Origin of the sequence: Klebsiella michiganensis (assembly GCF_015139575.1) — a bacterium.
Lineage (GTDB): Bacteria > Pseudomonadota > Gammaproteobacteria > Enterobacterales > Enterobacteriaceae > Klebsiella > Klebsiella michiganensis.
Window position 1 is genome coordinate 4,909,980 of sequence record NZ_AP022547.1, and the last position, 16,469, is coordinate 4,926,448.

Consider the following 16,469-nt stretch of genomic DNA (forward strand, 5'->3'; position numbering starts at 1 on the left):
TAGCCGCTATTTTTTTGTCCTGAAGTCCGTCTGACACTACGAGGTGTACCATTTTTACCCGAGTCGCTAATTTTTGCCGTAAGGTGCTAAGCCGTGAAGAGCGCGAGGCAGAAGCCGCCGTCGAACAACTACATATGACGGTTATCCCGCGCGAGCAGCATGCAATTTCCCGCAAAGATATCAGTGAAAATGCCCTCAAGGTCATGTACAGACTCAATAAGGCGGGCTACGAATCGTGGCTGGTCGGCGGCGGCGTACGCGATCTGCTGCTGGGCAAAAAACCCAAAGATTTTGACGTCACCACCAACGCCACGCCGGAGCAGGTGCGTAAGCTGTTCCGCAACTGCCGTCTGGTCGGCCGTCGCTTCCGCCTGGCGCACGTAATGTTCGGGCCGGAAATTATCGAAGTCGCGACCTTCCGCGGCCACCATGAAGGCCACACCACCGATCGCGTCACCTCCCAGCGCGGCCAGAACGGCATGCTGCTGCGCGACAACATCTTCGGTTCGATTGAAGAAGACGCCCAGCGTCGCGACTTTACCATCAACAGCCTCTATTACAGCGTGGCGGATTTCACCGTCCGCGACTACGTCGGCGGCATGAAAGATCTGCAGGATGGCGTCATCCGGCTGATCGGCGATCCGGAAACCCGCTATCGCGAAGATCCGGTGCGCATGCTGCGCGCGGTGCGTTTTGCGGCGAAGCTCGGCATGAGCATCAGCGAAGAGACCGCCGAGCCGATCCCACGCCTGGCGACGCTGCTGCACGATGTGCCGCCGGCGCGCCTGTTTGAAGAGGTGTTAAAGCTGCTGCAGGCCGGCGACGGCTATCAAACCTATCTCCTGCTGCGCGAATATAATCTGTTCCAGCCGCTGTTCCCGACCATTACCCGCTACTTCACCGAGCGCGGCGATAGTCCGATGGAGCGCATCATCAGCCAGGTGCTGAAGAATACCGATAACCGCATTCGCAACGATATGCGCGTTAACCCGGCGTTCCTGTTCGCGGTAATGTTCTGGTATCCGCTGCTGGAAACGGCGCAGAAAATCGCCCAGGAAAGCGGGCTGGCCTACTACGACGCCTTCGCGCTGGCGATGAACGACGTGCTGGACGAAGCCTGCCGCACGCTGGCGATCCCGAAACGCATCACTACTCTGGTGCGCGATATCTGGCAGCTTCAGCTGCGGATGTCCCGCCGTCAGGGCAAACGCGCGTGGAAGCTGATGGAGCATCCCAAATTCCGCGCCGCCTACGATCTGCTGGAGCTGCGCGCCGGCGCCGAAAACAGCAGCGAACTGCAGCGTCTGACCAAATGGTGGGGCGAGTTCCAGGTCGCCGCGCCGCCGGATCAGAAAGATATGCTGGATGATTTAGGCGACGATCCGGCTCCGCGCCGCCGCCACCGTCGTCCGCGTAAACGTGCGCCGCGCCGCGAAGGCAGCGCATGACGCTCGCTTATATCGCTATCGGCAGCAATCTGGCCTCGCCGCTGGAGCAGGTCAACGCTGCCGTTAACGCGCTGGCGGAGATACCGGACAGCCGGGTGATAAGCGTTTCCTCTTTCTACCGTACGCCGCCGCTGGGGCCGCAGGATCAGCCTGACTACCTCAACGCCGCCGTGGCGCTGGAGACGTCTCTCGCCCCAGAGGCGCTGCTCGACCACACTCAGCGCATTGAGCTGCAGCAGGGCCGCACGCGTAAAGCTGAACGCTGGGGACCGCGCACGCTGGACCTCGACATCATGCTGTTCGGCAATGAGGTGATTAACACCCCGCGGCTGACCGTGCCGCACTACGATATGCAAAACCGCGGCTTTATGCTGTGGCCGCTGTTTGAAATCGCCCCTGAGCTATGTTTCCCCGACGGTTTGGCATTGCGCGACGTGCTGGCCAATCTCGGCGCGGAAAAACCCGCGAGCTGGTAATACCCCTTCATTTTTTAGCAATTACGGCGATCGTGGTAATCGGTTGCCTAAAACCATTGCCCCCCTGAATGCGGCTGCTAGAATGCCGGTTAAAATGACTTTCATCATCAGGAAACGTTATGAAACCGACCACTATCGCCCTGCTGCAGAAATGCAAACAGGAGAAGAAACGCTTCGCCACTATCACCGCCTATGACTACAGCTTTGCAAAGCTGTTTGCCGATGAGGGTATCAACGTGATGCTGGTCGGCGATTCGCTGGGCATGACGGTGCAGGGCCACGACTCCACCCTGCCGGTGACCGTAGAAGACATTGCCTATCACACGCGCGCGGTGCGCCGCGGAGCGCCCAACTGTCTGCTGCTCGCCGATCTGCCGTTTATGGCTTACGCCACGCCGGAACAGACCTTCGAGAACGCCGCCATCGTGATGCGCGCGGGGGCCAATATGGTCAAAATCGAGGGCGGCGCATGGCTGGCGGATACGGTGAAAATGCTTGCCGAGCGCGCGGTGCCGGTGTGCGGGCACCTCGGTCTGACGCCCCAGTCGGTGAACGTCTTCGGCGGCTATAAAATTCAGGGCCGCGGCGATGCCGGGCAAGTTCTGCTGGATGATGCGCTGGCGCTAGAAGCGGCGGGCGCACAGCTGCTGGTGCTGGAGTGCGTACCGGTCGAGCTGGCGAAACGCGTCACCGAGGCGTTAACCATTCCGGTGATCGGCATCGGCGCGGGCAACGTCACCGACGGGCAAATCCTCGTCATGCATGACGCATTCGGCATCACCGGCGGCCATATTCCCAAATTTGCCAAAAATTTCCTGAGCACAGCGGGCGACATGCGCGCCGCGGTACGGCAATATGTTGCCGAAGTGGAGTCCGGCGTCTATCCGGGCGAAGAACACAGTTTCCATTAAGGAGTGTTGTTGTGCTGATTATTGAAACCCTGCCGCTGCTGCGCCAGCATATCCGTCGTTTACGCCAGGAAGGCAAGCGCATTGCGCTGGTTCCCACCATGGGCAACCTGCACGATGGTCATATGAAGCTGGTTGATACCGCCAAAGCCAGCGCGGATGTGGTGGTGGCCAGTATCTTCGTCAACCCCATGCAGTTCGACCGCGCCGAGGATCTGGCGCGCTACCCGCGTACCCTGCAGGACGATTGCGAAAAGCTGAACAAGCGTAAGGTCGATTTTGTCTTTGCCCCTGCCGCGGCGGAAATCTATCCGCACGGCATCGAAAATCAGACTTACGTGGATGTTCCGGGGCTGTCGACGATGCTCGAGGGCGCCAGTCGTCCAGGCCACTTCCGCGGCGTTTCCACTATCGTCAGCAAGCTGTTCAACCTGATCCAGCCGGACGTCGCCTGCTTCGGCGAAAAAGACTTCCAGCAGTTGGCGCTGATCCGCAAAATGGTGGCCGATATGGGCTACGACATCGAGATTATCGGCGTGCCGATTATGCGCGCGAAAGATGGGCTGGCGCTCAGTTCGCGCAACGGCTATCTCAGCGCAGACCAGCGCAAAGTTGCGCCGGGGCTGTATAAGGTGATGAATGGCGCGGCGGAGAAGCTGGCGGCCGGCGAGCGCAATCTTGACGAGATTATCGCGATTGCCGCGCAGGAGCTGAACGAAAAAGGCTTCCGCGCCGATGATATCCAGATCCGCGATGCCGACACGCTGCTCGACCTGACGGAAAACAGCCAGCGCGCGGTGATCCTGATGGCGGCATGGCTCGGCGAAGCGCGTTTGATCGACAACCAGATAGTGGCGCTCGTTCGGTAGACACGGGTTAAAAATCGGGCAATACTGCCTGGAATTTCCTCAAGGCGGGCGTCACGTCCGCTTTGTTATCGTTAAGCTTTAAAGGTAGACGTTATGATTCGTAATATGCTGCAGGGCAAACTCCACCGCGTAAAAGTCACGCAGGCCGACCTGCACTATGAAGGCTCCTGCGCTATTGATCAGGATTTCCTGGATGCGTCCGGCATCCTTGAAAACGAGGCTATTCATATCTGGAATGTGACCAACGGTAATCGTTTCTCCACCTACGCCATCGCCGCGGAGCGCGGTTCGCGAATTATCTCCGTGAACGGCGCGGCGGCACACTGTGCGAGCGTCGGCGATATTCTGATTATCGCCAGCTTCGTCACCATGCCTGACGAAGAAGCCCGCACCTGGCAGCCGAAAGTGGCCTATTTCGAAGGCGAAAACGAAATGAAGCGCCAGGCCAAAGCTATTCCGGTGCAGGTTGCCTGATCTACCCCTGCGGCTGGTTGCTTATCAGCCGCGACATTGTCTCCAGCGAATCCGTTCTTAATATATACAGCCTTTTCAACAAGAACGGATTATCGCCCGGCTTTACCTTCCCTCTCACCGTAGTCACCGCCAGATGAAAACCGGCGTCGTTGGCGGCCTGGACCGCCTTAGCGTTATAGCCGCCAAACGGATAAGAGAGATACAGTACGTGGGGGTTAAACTGCGCCAGCGCCCGCCGCGAATGCGCAAAATCAAACAGAATATTGTGATAGCTGCGGCTGAGGAGGATCGGATGACGTTCAGCATCAACCCGATGCAGGAAGTGGGTATGCGACTGCACGTCAAAGACGTCCTGGATCTGTTTTAGCTCGGAAATACTCATAAACTGCAGCGATTTCGGCGCCCATTTCTGCGGATGGCGCTTGATGCGCGACGAGATAATAAACGCCGTGGCGTGAAAGCCATACTGTTTGAGAATCGGGTAGGCATAGCGGTTGACCGACTTCAGCCCATCGTCAAAGGTGATCGCCACCGCACGCGCCGGAAGATTCACTTTATTACGCAGATAGCCTTCCAGTTGATACATGCTGAGCGTGGTGTAGCCCTGGTCGCGTAGCCAGGTCATCTGATTGCTGAAGGCGCGCACGGAAGTCGTCGTTGAGGTATGGCGAAAGCGGGTATTTTCTTCATCACGCAGGATATGGTGATAAGTCAGTACTGGGATGCCGTTATCTTCTTGCGCATCCAGACTGCTCACCCACGCCAGGCGGTTGCCGATACGAATCTGAAACCAGGTTTGATTAAGCCGATCTTTGAGTTTGCTGATAATCGGATAACGCAAATTATTCGCCAGGGTGCCAAATGGCGCGCTGCCCACGGCGGGGGCATCATAGATTGGCGTATCTTTCCAGGTAATGAGATTTTGGTTGCTTAGAGGCTTATGCAGATCGCCAAGGCTATCCTCCACCCGCTGCTTACCCTGTACCGGCCCCAGGTGGCCTTTATCGATAAAGCCGGTCGCAAAGCCAAAATTAAACTCATAGTAATCCGCCGCCGTCGGTACTACCGCCAGAATTTGCCCTGCCCGCACGTTGCCGACGCTCACCACCTGATTGCCAACCTGCGCCCAGATATCCGCATCTTCGGTCGTTTGCATATAACGTGCCGGCACACCCTGCTGGCTTAACAGGCTGGCAGAGGCGCTTAGCGCCGTGAACAGGAGGAGTAAAGCAAGAATTCGGGCAAACATGCGCATCGAGCCGGTAGACAAGAACTGCCGTCATTGTAACAAAAGCCTCATCAATACCAACGCTTAATTCCCGTACGGCTCATGCAGTAGTCGAAAAGGTGGATTTTTTTGCTGCTGATGCCAGAGGCTGCTCACCGCCGGGCCTCCGGCGCTGACAATGGCGTGTCGGAAGGCTTCGCTGCTCAGGTTCTGGCGCAGCAAATACATGCTTTCCAGTAATGGATAGTCGATCCCGGAAATCACTTCACAGTGGGTGTGCTTATGGCTCAGCAGCGCCGCCACGCGATAAGGCGCCGCGCCGGTATTATCGGTCAGAAAAATGACCCCGTCTCCACCGTCCGTCTCATGCAGCGCGTCGCACAACATGCGGCTCAGCATATTGCTGCTGAGATTACGCCAGTAGTTGACCGCCCGACACTGCGTCAGCGGCCCAAACTTTTTCTCCAGACGATCCAGCATCTCCTGCGCCAGTTCGTCATGACAGGTAATCACCCAACCTAACATCGCCCACCTCCTTAGCAGGCAAACAATGTAGCAAGGGAAGAGATGAATATCGGTGATGACAATCAAAATTGTTTGCCGGCGCTTCGCTGAACGGGGCAGCGAAGCGCCGTGGTTGACTAAATTAGCTGCGAAGCCCGCGTCCGCGCTGGATCAGATACCAGCACAAGAGATAAAACGCGACGATAAACACCACCAGCACGCCGAAGGTGGTGGCGAGCGGAACATCGTTAATGCCGAGGAAACCGTAGCGGAAACCGCTGATCATGTAGACGATCGGGTTCAGATGCGACAGCCCTTGCCAGAACGGCGGCAGCAGGGTCAGCGAATAAAAAACCCCGCCGAGATAGGTCAGCGGCGTCAGCACGAAGGTCGGAATAAGGCTAATATCGTCAAAGGTTTTGGCAAACACCGCATTCAGCAGACCGGCCAGCGAAAATAGCACGGCGGTCAGCACCAGGGTCAGGGCGACGAATATCCATGAGTGAACCTGGAACGGTACGAAAAACAGCGAAATCGCCGTCACCAGAATCCCGACGCACAGACCGCGGGCAACGCCGCCGCCCACATAGCCGGCGATAACCACGTGGGTGGGAACCGGCGCGACCAGCAGTTCTTCAATATTGCGCTGAAATTTCGCGCTGAAGAACGAGGACGCCACGTTGGCGTAGGCGTTGGTGATCACCGCCATCATAATCAGGCCCGGCACGATAAACTGCATATAGGTGAAACCGTGCATTTCACCGATCCGCGAGCCGATCAGATTGCCGAAAATAACAAAGTAGAGGGTCATGGTTATGACCGGCGGCACCAGCGTCTGGATCCAGATACGCATAAAGCGGTGGATCTCTTTGGTCCAGATGCTTTTCAGCGCGACCCAATAAAGCTGCATCATGCTGATTCTCCTTTCCGGTCATGGACCAGCGTGACAAACAGCTCTTCCAGACGGTTAGCTTTGTTACGCATACTTAATACCTGTACGCCCTGCGCGCTTAACTGAGTAAATACGCTGTTAATCCCCTGCTCACGCAGCACCTCAACCTCCAGCGTCGACGTATCAACCAGACGATACTGATAGCCTTCCAGTACCGGTAATGGACTCTTAGGTGCCAGATCGAGAATAAAGGTTTCCGATTTCAGTTTGGAAAGCAGCGACTTCATCGAGGTGTTTTCCACCAGCTCACCGTTCTGAATAATGCCAATATTGCGACACAGCATCTCGGCCTCTTCCAGATAGTGGGTAGTGAGGATAATCGTCGTGCCTTTATCGTTGAGATCTTTCAGGAAGCCCCACATCGAACGACGCAGCTCGATATCCACTCCCGCCGTGGGTTCATCAAGAATCAGCAGCTTCGGCTCGTGCATCAACGCGCGGGCAATCATCAGGCGACGCTTCATGCCGCCGGAGAGCATCCGCGCGCGTTCGTTGCGTTTTTCCCAAAGATCGAGCTGTTTAAGGTACTTTTCGCTACGGGCGATCGCTTCTTTGCGCTCGACGCCGTAGTAGCCCGCCTGGTGAATCACAATCTGCTGCACGGTTTCGAACGGGTTAAAGTTGAACTCCTGCGGCACCAGGCCGAGCTGGCGCTTGGCGTTCACCACATCCTTTTGCAGGTCATAGCCAAACACGTTGACCTCGCCGGAGGTTTTATTCACCAGCGAACTGATAATGCCGATAGTGGTGGATTTTCCCGCGCCGTTTGGCCCCAGGAGCGCGTAAAAATCGCCCGCCTCAACCTGCAGATCGATTCCGCGCAGCGCCTGAACCCCGCCGGGGTAGGTTTTTTTAAGCTGTTTTAATTCCAGAGCAATGGTCATTAAATGTCTCTTCTCGTGTCGTGACACGCGATGGGTTGTTTTAAAAAATGTGAGGTTAACCTATATTAGCGCAACGCACTTACTTGGTTACAGGCCCGTAAACATCCATGAACGATATAGATACACTCATCAGCAACAATGCACTATGGTCAAAAATGCTGGTGGAGGAAGACCCCGGTTTCTTTGAGAAACTGGCACAGGCGCAGAAGCCGCGCTTTCTGTGGATTGGATGTTCAGATAGCCGCGTCCCCGCTGAACGTTTGACCGGCCTGGAACCTGGCGAGCTGTTTGTACACCGTAACGTCGCCAACCTGGTGATTCATACCGATCTGAACTGTCTTTCCGTCGTGCAGTACGCGGTCGACGTACTGGAAGTTGAACACATCATCATCTGCGGCCACTACGGCTGCGGCGGCGTGCAGGCGGCGATTGAAAATACCGAGCTTGGCCTTATCGACAACTGGCTGCTGCATATTCGCGATATCTGGTTTAAGCACAGCTCGCTGCTGGGGGAAATGCCCGAAGAGCGCCGCCTTGATACGCTGTGTGAATTGAATGTGATGGAGCAGGTTTACAACCTTGGCCATTCAACGATTATGCAGTCGGCGTGGAAGCGTGGACAGAAGGTGACAATTCACGGCTGGGCCTACGGCATTCACGATGGCATGTTACGCGATCTGGACGTGACCGCCGTCAGCCGCGAAACGCTGGAGCAGCGCTATCGCCAGGGCATTTCCAACCTTAAAAGCAAGCACGTCAATCACAGATAATTCACGCGCCCCTCTTAACTATCCCGGATAAGCCGGGATAGACACTCCGCATTACTCGTCCAGCAGCGTCACTTTGCCGATATACGGCAGGTGGCGATAGCGCTGAGCATAGTCGATACCGTACCCCACCACGAACTCGTCCGGGATCGCAAAACCGACAAACTCAACCGGCACCTTCACTTCGCGGCGGCTTGGCTTATCGAGCAGCGTACAAATCGCCAGCGATTTTGGTTCACGCAGGCTAAGGATTTCACGCACTTTTGACAGCGTATTGCCAGAGTCGATGATGTCTTCCACGATCAGCACATCTTTACCGCGGATATCTTCATCCAGGTCTTTGAGGATTTTGACGTCACGGGTGGTGGACATGCCGCTGCCGTAGCTCGAGGCGGTCATGAAATCCACTTCATGGGGTACCTGAACCTCACGGCACAGGTCGGCCATAAACATAAATGAACCGCGTAATAGCCCCACCAGCACCATTTCGCTGCCGCTATCTTTGTAATGTTCATTAATTTGACGACCGAGCTCAGCGATACGGGCTTTGATCTCAGTTTCCGGGATCATCACTTCTACAGTATGTTTCATAAAACTAACCATTTGATTCTTAATGTAAATCATCAAAGCCGCTGCGATTGCACCGACGTTGACCGGCAAGCCACGCAGTATACCAGTAAAAAGAAATATGCGATGCAGTGATTAATAAAGCCCATTTTGTGATTCCGATCACACTTGTTAAATCCTATAATTAATTGCAGTTAAAAAATTAACAAACAAACGAGTGTCCTTCTATGGCAGAAACAAAATCTCAACAATCACGGCTACTCGTGACGCTGACGGCTCTTTTTGCAGCGTTCTGTGGCCTGTATCTTTTAGCGGGCGGGGCCTGGCTGGTCGCTCTTGGCGGCTCATGGTACTACCCTGTCGCAGGCCTGGTCATGCTTGGCGTCACCGTCATGCTGTTCCGCGGAAAGCGTTCTGCGCTTTGGCTGTACGCCGCGCTGCTGCTTGCCACTATGATCTGGGGCGTATGGGAAGTTGGTTTCGACTTCTGGGCGCTGACCCCGCGTAGCGACATTCTGGTCTTCTTCGGCATCTGGCTTATCCTGCCGTTTGTCTGGCGCCGCCTGCCGATTCCCTCCTCTGGCGCGGTTGCCGGGCTGGTTGTCGCCCTGCTGATTAGCGGCGGTATCCTGACCTGGGCCGGCTTCAACGACCCGCAGGAAGTCAACGGTACGCTGAGCGCTGATGCAACGCCAGCGGCCCCCATCTCCGACGTAGCCGATGGTGACTGGTCGGCGTATGGCCGCAATCAGGAAGGCCAGCGCTACTCGCCGCTGAAGCAGATCAACGCCGATAACGTGAAGAACCTGAAAGAAGCTTGGGTCTTCCGTACGGGCGATCTCAAGCAGCCTAACGATCCGGGTGAAATCACCAATGAAGTCACGCCGATTAAAGTGGGCGACACGCTTTATCTGTGTACCGCTCATCAGCGCCTGTTCGCGCTTGACGCGGCCACCGGTAAAGAAAAGTGGCATTTCGATCCGCAGCTCAACGCTGACCCCTCTTTCCAGCACGTGACCTGTCGCGGCGTTTCATATCATGAAGCCAAAGCGGATAACGCGCCGGCGGATGTGGTTGCCGACTGCCCGCGTCGGATCATTCTTCCGGTCAACGATGGTCGTCTGTTCGCCCTCAATGCCGAAACCGGTAAGCTGTGTGAGTCCTTTGCTAATAAAGGCATTCTCAATCTGCAAACCAACATGCCTGTCACTACGCCGGGTATGTATGAACCAACATCACCGCCGATTATTACCGACAAAACTATCGTCATTGCCGGCGCCGTGACCGATAACTTCTCCACCCGCGAGCCGTCGGGCGTTATCCGCGGCTTTGATGTGAATACCGGTAAACTGCTGTGGGCCTTTGACCCGGGCGCGAAAGATCCCAACGCGATTCCTGATGATGAACATCATTTCACGCTGAATTCACCAAACTCCTGGGCGCCTGCGGCCTATGACGCGAAGCTGGATCTGGTCTACCTGCCTATGGGCGTAACCACCCCGGATATCTGGGGCGGCAACCGTACGCCTGAACAAGAGCGCTATGCCAGCTCCATCGTGGCGCTGAACGCGACGACCGGTAAACTGGCGTGGAGCTACCAGACCGTTCACCACGATCTGTGGGATATGGATATGCCGTCGCAGCCGACGCTGGCGGATATCGACGTCAACGGTAAAACCGTGCCGGTGATTTACGCTCCGGCAAAAACCGGTAATATTTTTGTCCTCGATCGCCGCAACGGTGAACTGGTTGTCCCGGCGCCGGAAAAACCGGTTCCGCAAGGGGCGGCGAAAGGTGACTACGTCGCGAAAACTCAGCCGTTCTCCGACCTGAGCTTCCGTCCGAAGAAAGACCTGACCGGCGCGGACATGTGGGGCGCCACCATGTTCGACCAGCTGGTGTGCCGCGTTATCTTCCATCAGCTGCGCTACGAAGGGATTTTCACCCCGCCGTCAGAACAAGGCACGCTGGTATTCCCGGGTAACCTGGGGATGTTCGAATGGGGCGGCATCTCCGTCGATCCGAACCGCCAGGTGGCGATTGCTAACCCAATGGCGCTGCCGTTTGTCTCAAAACTGATCCCTCGCGGCCCAGGTAACCCGATGGAGCAGCCAAAAGACGCCAAGGGTTCCGGTACCGAAGCCGGTATTCAGCCACAGTACGGTGTCCCTTACGGCGTTACGCTTAATCCGTTCCTGTCACCGTTTGGTCTGCCCTGCAAACAGCCAGCCTGGGGCTATATCTCCGCGCTGGATCTGAAAACCAACGAAGTGGTGTGGAAAAAACGTATCGGTACGCCGCAGGATAGCCTGCCGTTCCCGATGCCGATTAAGCTCCCGTTCACAATGGGTATGCCGATGCTGGGCGGTCCAATTTCGACGGCCGGCAATGTGCTGTTTATCGGCGCGACCGCGGATAACTACCTGCGCGCGTACAATATGAGCAACGGTGAAAAATTATGGCAGGCACGTCTGCCGGCGGGCGGCCAGGCGACGCCGATGACCTATGAAGTGAATGGCAAGCAGTACGTTGTCATCTCTGCGGGCGGTCACGGTTCGTTTGGCACGAAGATGGGCGACTATATCGTCGCTTATGCTTTACCGGACGACGCGAAGTAAAAAACAGAAGGCCCGGTTTCCGGGCCTTCTCCCTATGGTACATCTCTCTCTTTTCTATCGAAGCAAGTCACACGCCCCGCCCTTAGACGGGAAGCGAATTCTACACCGTAAATCCCAGCATCATTCCCGTATCTTCATGCTCCAGCAGATGGCAGTGCGCCATATAGGCATGTTCTTTCGGCGCATCGTGATCAAATTTCACCAGTACTTCACTGACATCGCCTTCAACCCTGACGGTATCTTTCCAGCCGCTCCTGTGGGGTGCCGGCGCTTTACCGTTTTCGGACAAAATACGGAACTGAGTGCCGTGAATATGGAACGGATGCAGCATCATGTCGCCTTTGCCAGAAATCACCCACCGCTCATACTGCCCTTTCGCCGCCGCAAACAGGGGAACATTCATATCAAAGGCTTTACCGTTGATCCGATTCGCATTATGGAAATCAAACTTCTTATTACCGTGCTTCATCTGCGCCGTGCCGCCATGATTCATGCTTCCCATGTCACCGTGGTTCATATTGTTCATATTCCCCATCTCTCCGTGATTCATCATCATGCCATGGTCCATGCCGGACATGGCCTGGTCGCCATATTTTTGCATCAGCGCCTGCATGCCCATCATATCGAGCATCGGATCCATCGAGAGCTGCAAAGTACGCTGAGTCAGGCCCTGAAGCGAGGGCAGCGCTGGCATAGCGGCCAGCACATCCGGCAGCTTACCGGAAGCCTGGATAGTCAGCGGCTGCACGCGTAACACTGGCTGCGGCCGATCAAACGGAGCGATCGCCATCCCCATCTGGTTGACCGGGAGCGTAATTAAATCGAAGGGCTTCCCGTCAGTGGTATCTACCAGCACTTCGAAACGCTCGCCCATCAGCACCGGCAGCGCGTTAACTTTCACCGGCTCAGCCAGGAGACCACCATCGCTTGCCACGACGTACATGGGCCGCTTATCGCTGGTGGCGAAATTCAAAGAACGCGCATTACAGCCGTTCAGCAGACGTAAACGTAGCCAGCCGCGAGGCGCAGCGTGCTCCGGGTACAGCGCGCCGTTAGTGAGCAGCGTATCGCCAAACCAGCCCACGGCTGCGCTCATAATATCGAGCTGATAATCAATCTCTCCCGCTGAGGTGAATTTTTTATCCTGCACAATCACCGGGACATCATCAATTCCCCACTGCTTTGGCAGGAGCAGCTTTTCGCTTTCTGCATCAGAAATCAGCACCAGCCCTGCCAGCCCCATCGCGACCTGTCTGCCGGTTTTACCATGCTGATGGGGATGGAACCAGCAGGTCGCCGCCCGCTGCGTTGGGGTAAAGGTCACCGTGCGGGAGCCTCCGGCGGCAATCACGCCCTGGGGACCGCCGTCCACGGCGCCGGGAACCTCCAGACCGTGCCAGTGCACGGTGGTCTCCTCCGCCAGACGGTTATGAATGTCGATGGTCGCCTCCTCACCCTGCTTAAGCTGTAGGGCCGGGCCCAGCAGATTGCCGTTATAGCCCCAGGTGGTCGCCAGATGAGGGCCGAACTGCGTTTTTCCAGCCTGAATGATTAACGAGATGCGATTACGCGCGTCGGCGGTAAGCAGTTCGGGTACAGGCAAAGATGGGCGGCTGGCGGCAAAAACCGAGCGGCTCCATAGCGGCAATGCGCTGGCCACGCTGACCGCAGCGGTTAGTTTAAGAAACTCACGACGTTGCATTTTCACATCCTTTTTATTCTGCTGGTGAATAATTGAGCTTAAACCCTCCCCCAACAGGAAGGTCAAGCAGAAGAGTAAGAATAAAGCTCGGCGCACTGTAATGAAGTGTGCTAACTTTGTTTGTCCGTGATTCAATGGTAGAAAAAATGAAGACGCTTTTCAGAACAATAGTGCTTGGCAGCCTGCTGACTCTCTCCGCCAATAGCTATGCATTAAGCGAGTCCGAAGCGGAAGATATGGCTGATTTAACGGCAGTATTCGTCTTCCTGAAGAACGACTGCGGTTATCAAAATCTGCCTAACGCGCAGATTCGCCGTGCCCTGGTCTTTTTTGCTCAGCAGAATCAATGGGATTTAAGCAATTACGACAGCTTCAATATGAAAGCGCTCGGCGAAGATAGCTACCGGGACCTTAGCGGAATCCAGATTCCCACCACTAAAAAATGCAAAGCGCTGGCCCGCGATTCGCTTAGCCTGCTCGCTTACGTGAAATAACCCCCTTCATTTCATAATACGGTAGCCGTGCGAATACGGCTATGACGCCGCATAATAATAGCAATTCAATTAACAACAGCACTTAATTTATATCTCAATTCATAGAATTCAATGATAATTCATTAAGCATTCAACATATTAATATATACCCTAAATAATTAGAGTTACTTGAAGGCGGCAAGGGGTAAGCGAGCGTAGCCAACGCATAAGCAGCGTGAAATATGACGGGTATAACTAATATTAAAAGTACGCCATCAAAAATCATAAACTCTATTATTGCATTCTTCTTTTTCGCACACTATTATCGCCCGATAACACCTCTTTTTATCAATGGAATGAAACCTTGAACAGATCCTTATTTACAAGCATAGCCCCTCTGGCCCTCATTTTATTAGCGGGTTGTAATTCAATACAACCCAGGCAATCCGCCGGATTAGTGAAACCCTTATCTGAGTCGACATTAAGCCAACAGCAAACCGAACAGCAGAGAATCGCCGATAAGCAAGCGCGTTTAGACACTTGCCGTAAAGCGCTGGAGTCGCTGAAAGAAGTGAACCCCAAACAGGCGGACAAACTCGGCAATGAGTTCACTGCCCTGCTTAGCGCGGCATCACAATATAATTCTGTGCGCAGTAAAGTGGCAGAACCGACAAAACAGGGGATCGATTCGATGTACCAGTTCAAATCAATCAAGCTGTGCGCTGATATTGAAAAGGAACTGATCGATAGCCTTGTTAAACGTGGTGAAAATGTTCAGCCATGAACGGGAAAATAGCCAAAAACTTCAATCCGGTATCGCTGGCAGCAGTTTTTGTGCTGGCGCTATCGCCGGATGCCTATGCGGAAAAAGACGCCCTTATCAGCGTCACGGCGAGCTCAAATAGCGATGCCTCAGGCCCGGCATTTTTAAATTATGCTAAAGAGCATCAGGCGAAAAAAATCAGCGAGCCGGTAAAGCCCGTTGAGGAGAAAAGCAATAATACAAAAACAACGAATAAAAAAACCGTCCTGAATACCCATGAAGTTTCCCGTCAGGCTGCAATCATTGCTCAAAAAGATAAACTCATCCGCCAACTTCGGCAGCAGCTTGATGCGAAGCCGGCCACGGTGAACGCCGAAGCAGACAACCAAAAAGCGCTGAAAGATAAAATTCAGCTGCTTGAGAAAAAGTTAGCGACTGCCGTAGCCGAAAAACAACAATTAATAGATAACGCGCTATCCGCCGCGGCTGAAATAAAACAGATCGAGGGCCAGCGTAATGCCACAGAAAATAAAACGCTGCAGCAGGAAAAAAGAGTGGCATTAGTAGAATCCGCGAAACAAAAAGTTGAGCTTCAGCTGGCTGAGGCAACCGCCGAAAAGCAATCCCTGCAGCAGAAGCTCGCGGCGCTGGAAACAGAAAAGCAAGATACGCTCTTAAAGCTGGCGGCGGCCGCAGCGGAGAAACAAGCGCTCACCGGTAAGTTCACGACAGAGGCGAAAGAGAGGCAAGCTCTCGCAACAAGGCTCGCTGCTGCAGAGGCAGCTCAGCAGGAAATGCTAACAAAACTCGCCGCGGCTGACGCCGCACAGCGGGCGCTGCAAACGAAACTGGATGCGTCTCAAACCGAGCAGAAAGCAGCGATAGCGAAGCTCAACGCCAGTGAAGCGGAAAAAACAGATTTAACGACAAAGCTGGCGGCCGCGGCAGTAGAAAAACAGGCGCTCACGGCTAAACTGGACGCCGTTATCATCAGTACGCCGCAGACGTCCCTTCAGGCGGATGCTGGCCGTCAGCAGGCCGGTCAGGACAACGCCCTACAGCAGGCCAGCGCCGATGAAATTACCCGGCTAAAGGCCAGGCTTGCTGACGCCGAGGCGAAAAAGCCGCTGGCTATCGACTTTGCAAAAGAGCCTCTGCGGCAGGCTTACGCTATCGGCGTATCGATGGGCGAGGAGGTGCTGCAGCTCTTATCTACCCGGGCATCTCAGGGCGTAAAAACCAGTAAAGATACCGTTTTACAGGGGATTATGGATTCTTTTTCAGGGGATATCGCCCTTGATGAGAAAGCGCGCAATAAAGCCTTATTCGATGTGTCTAAAAAAGTCTTTCAGAACCTAAAGAAGCTCGAACAGCAAACCCTTAGCGAAGGAAAGAAATATCAACAAAACTTCGCGAAGCAAAAAGGGGTGGTATTGAAAGACGGCATTTACAGTCGCATAGATTATGCCGGCAAGGGCAAGATTCTCGACAGCGATATCGTTACCGTCACCATCAAGGAAACGCTTACCGACGGAACCGTCATTAACGATATGGAAGCGGAGGGGAAAGTCTGGTCCCAGCCTCTGAAATCTTATCCTCCCATCTTCCTTGGGCCACTCAAGCGGCTGGGAAACCACGGAGCGATAACGGTCGTGATCCCTCCCAATCTCGCCTACGGCAGCGAAGGCAAGCCGCCTAAAATCCCGCCGGGAGCGACCATGGTATATACCGTCAGAATCGTTGACGCCACTGCGGCAGAACCACAGGCTAAAAAACCCTGATCCTGGCGCCTCCCATCGGGGAGGCGCTTTCCCCTCTTTGTGAACGGGTAATGCC

General features: G+C 54.9%; 16 protein-coding genes. 10 read left to right on the forward strand and 6 right to left on the reverse strand.

The features are described 5' to 3' along the window. Positions 1-50: 50 nt before the first annotated feature. From pcnB to panD, 5 genes are all read left to right on the forward strand, one after another. Positions 51-1,448 (forward strand): polynucleotide adenylyltransferase PcnB, encoded by a 1,398-nt coding sequence (pcnB, locus tag JLG71_RS23040; protein ID WP_072065680.1) that lies wholly within the window; start codon positions 51-53, stop codon positions 1,446-1,448. Continuing rightward, the gene (folK, locus tag JLG71_RS23045) at positions 1,445-1,924 is read left to right on the forward strand and encodes a 2-amino-4-hydroxy-6-hydroxymethyldihydropteridine diphosphokinase (RefSeq protein ID WP_025106514.1); all 480 of its coding nucleotides are present in this window, start codon (positions 1,445-1,447) and stop codon (positions 1,922-1,924) included. The genes pcnB and folK overlap by 4 nt, the downstream gene beginning before the upstream one ends. Before the next feature lie 119 nt (positions 1,925-2,043). Further along, positions 2,044-2,835 carry a 3-methyl-2-oxobutanoate hydroxymethyltransferase gene (panB, locus tag JLG71_RS23050; RefSeq protein WP_004098680.1) on the forward strand — a complete coding sequence of 264 codons (792 nt, stop codon included), beginning with the start codon at positions 2,044-2,046 and terminating at the stop codon, positions 2,833-2,835. 11 nt (positions 2,836-2,846) lie between these two features. Further along, on the forward strand, positions 2,847-3,701 hold the full coding sequence (panC, locus tag JLG71_RS23055; protein WP_032748013.1) for a pantoate--beta-alanine ligase: 855 nt from the start codon (positions 2,847-2,849) through the stop codon (positions 3,699-3,701). A 93-nt stretch (positions 3,702-3,794) separates the two neighbouring features. Beyond that, complete coding sequence (gene panD, locus JLG71_RS23060; RefSeq protein ID WP_004098675.1) at positions 3,795-4,175, forward strand: aspartate 1-decarboxylase; 381 nt, start codon at positions 3,795-3,797, stop codon at positions 4,173-4,175. Position 4,176: 1 nt separating this feature from the next. On the opposite strand, the gene JLG71_RS23065 is transcribed toward panD, so the two are convergent. The 4 genes from JLG71_RS23065 to JLG71_RS23080 all read right to left on the reverse strand — a co-directional run bounded on the left by JLG71_RS23065 (position 4,177) and on the right by JLG71_RS23080 (position 7,743). Then, entirely contained in the window at positions 4,177-5,430 is a 1,254-nt protein-coding gene (locus tag JLG71_RS23065) for a polysaccharide deacetylase family protein (protein ID WP_025106512.1), read from the reverse strand. 57 nt (positions 5,431-5,487) lie between these two features. Continuing rightward, the gene (locus tag JLG71_RS23070) at positions 5,488-5,928 is read right to left on the reverse strand and encodes a PTS sugar transporter subunit IIA (RefSeq protein WP_032748011.1); all 441 of its coding nucleotides are present in this window, start codon (positions 5,926-5,928) and stop codon (positions 5,488-5,490) included. A gap of 121 nt (positions 5,929-6,049) precedes the next feature. After that, positions 6,050-6,820, reverse strand: a complete 771-nt coding sequence (locus JLG71_RS23075) for an ABC transporter permease (protein WP_004098668.1) — start codon at positions 6,818-6,820, stop codon at positions 6,050-6,052. Further along, positions 6,817-7,743 carry an ABC transporter ATP-binding protein gene (locus tag JLG71_RS23080; protein WP_004098667.1) on the reverse strand — a complete coding sequence of 309 codons (927 nt, stop codon included), beginning with the start codon at positions 7,741-7,743 and terminating at the stop codon, positions 6,817-6,819. Before JLG71_RS23080 ends, JLG71_RS23075 begins: the two co-directional genes overlap by 4 nt. A 107-nt stretch (positions 7,744-7,850) precedes the next feature. Here JLG71_RS23080 and can point away from each other — a divergent pair, with 107 nt between their 5' ends. Beyond that, a complete protein-coding gene (can, locus tag JLG71_RS23085; protein ID WP_004098666.1) occupies positions 7,851-8,513 on the forward strand; it encodes a carbonate dehydratase in 663 nt (220 codons plus the stop codon). Between the two features lie 51 nt (positions 8,514-8,564). Here the strand turns inward: can and hpt are convergent, their stop codons facing one another. Then, entirely contained in the window at positions 8,565-9,101 is a 537-nt protein-coding gene (gene hpt / locus JLG71_RS23090) for a hypoxanthine phosphoribosyltransferase (protein WP_014227950.1), read from the reverse strand. Between the two features lie 203 nt (positions 9,102-9,304). Here hpt and JLG71_RS23095 point away from each other — a divergent pair, with 203 nt between their 5' ends. Next, a complete protein-coding gene (locus JLG71_RS23095) occupies positions 9,305-11,695 on the forward strand; it encodes a glucose/quinate/shikimate family membrane-bound PQQ-dependent dehydrogenase (protein WP_025106510.1) in 2,391 nt (796 codons plus the stop codon). Between the two features lie 100 nt (positions 11,696-11,795). On the opposite strand, the gene cueO is transcribed toward JLG71_RS23095, so the two are convergent. Then, positions 11,796-13,397 (reverse strand): multicopper oxidase CueO, encoded by a 1,602-nt coding sequence (cueO, locus tag JLG71_RS23100; RefSeq protein ID WP_200913840.1) that lies wholly within the window; start codon positions 13,395-13,397, stop codon positions 11,796-11,798. A 146-nt stretch (positions 13,398-13,543) separates the two neighbouring features. Between cueO and JLG71_RS23105 the strand changes: the two genes are divergently transcribed. The 3 genes from JLG71_RS23105 (at position 13,544) to JLG71_RS23115 (ending at position 16,414) form a co-directional block, all read left to right on the forward strand. Beyond that, positions 13,544-13,891, forward strand: a complete 348-nt coding sequence (locus JLG71_RS23105; RefSeq protein WP_048262437.1) for a YacC family pilotin-like protein — start codon at positions 13,544-13,546, stop codon at positions 13,889-13,891. A gap of 343 nt (positions 13,892-14,234) precedes the next feature. Further along, complete coding sequence (locus tag JLG71_RS23110) at positions 14,235-14,654, forward strand: permease (protein WP_224237270.1); 420 nt, start codon at positions 14,235-14,237, stop codon at positions 14,652-14,654. Next, on the forward strand, positions 14,651-16,414 hold the full coding sequence (locus JLG71_RS23115) for an FKBP-type peptidyl-prolyl cis-trans isomerase N-terminal domain-containing protein (RefSeq protein WP_200913841.1): 1,764 nt from the start codon (positions 14,651-14,653) through the stop codon (positions 16,412-16,414). The genes JLG71_RS23110 and JLG71_RS23115 overlap by 4 nt, the downstream gene beginning before the upstream one ends. Positions 16,415-16,469: the final 55 nt, after the last annotated feature.

What these genes read in the sequence shown, in the direction of transcription:
- folK (WP_025106514.1), top strand. Translation starts at nt 1,445, where the DNA reads ATGACGCTCGCTTATATCGCTATCGGCAGCAATCTGGCCTCGCCGCTG.
- panB (WP_004098680.1), top strand. Translation starts at nt 2,044, where the DNA reads ATGAAACCGACCACTATCGCCCTGCTGCAGAAATGCAAACAGGAGAAG.
- panD (WP_004098675.1), top strand. Translation starts at nt 3,795, where the DNA reads ATGATTCGTAATATGCTGCAGGGCAAACTCCACCGCGTAAAAGTCACG.
- JLG71_RS23065 (WP_025106512.1), bottom strand. Translation starts at nt 5,430, where the DNA reads ATGCGCATGTTTGCCCGAATTCTTGCTTTACTCCTCCTGTTCACGGCG.
- JLG71_RS23070 (WP_032748011.1), bottom strand. Translation starts at nt 5,928, where the DNA reads ATGTTAGGTTGGGTGATTACCTGTCATGACGAACTGGCGCAGGAGATG.
- JLG71_RS23075 (WP_004098668.1), bottom strand. Translation starts at nt 6,820, where the DNA reads ATGATGCAGCTTTATTGGGTCGCGCTGAAAAGCATCTGGACCAAAGAG.
- JLG71_RS23080 (WP_004098667.1), bottom strand. Translation starts at nt 7,743, where the DNA reads ATGACCATTGCTCTGGAATTAAAACAGCTTAAAAAAACCTACCCCGGC.
- can (WP_004098666.1), top strand. Translation starts at nt 7,851, where the DNA reads ATGAACGATATAGATACACTCATCAGCAACAATGCACTATGGTCAAAA.
- hpt (WP_014227950.1), bottom strand. Translation starts at nt 9,101, where the DNA reads ATGAAACATACTGTAGAAGTGATGATCCCGGAAACTGAGATCAAAGCC.
- JLG71_RS23095 (WP_025106510.1), top strand. Translation starts at nt 9,305, where the DNA reads ATGGCAGAAACAAAATCTCAACAATCACGGCTACTCGTGACGCTGACG.
- cueO (WP_200913840.1), bottom strand. Translation starts at nt 13,397, where the DNA reads ATGCAACGTCGTGAGTTTCTTAAACTAACCGCTGCGGTCAGCGTGGCC.
- JLG71_RS23105 (WP_048262437.1), top strand. Translation starts at nt 13,544, where the DNA reads ATGAAGACGCTTTTCAGAACAATAGTGCTTGGCAGCCTGCTGACTCTC.
- JLG71_RS23115 (WP_200913841.1), top strand. Translation starts at nt 14,651, where the DNA reads ATGAACGGGAAAATAGCCAAAAACTTCAATCCGGTATCGCTGGCAGCA.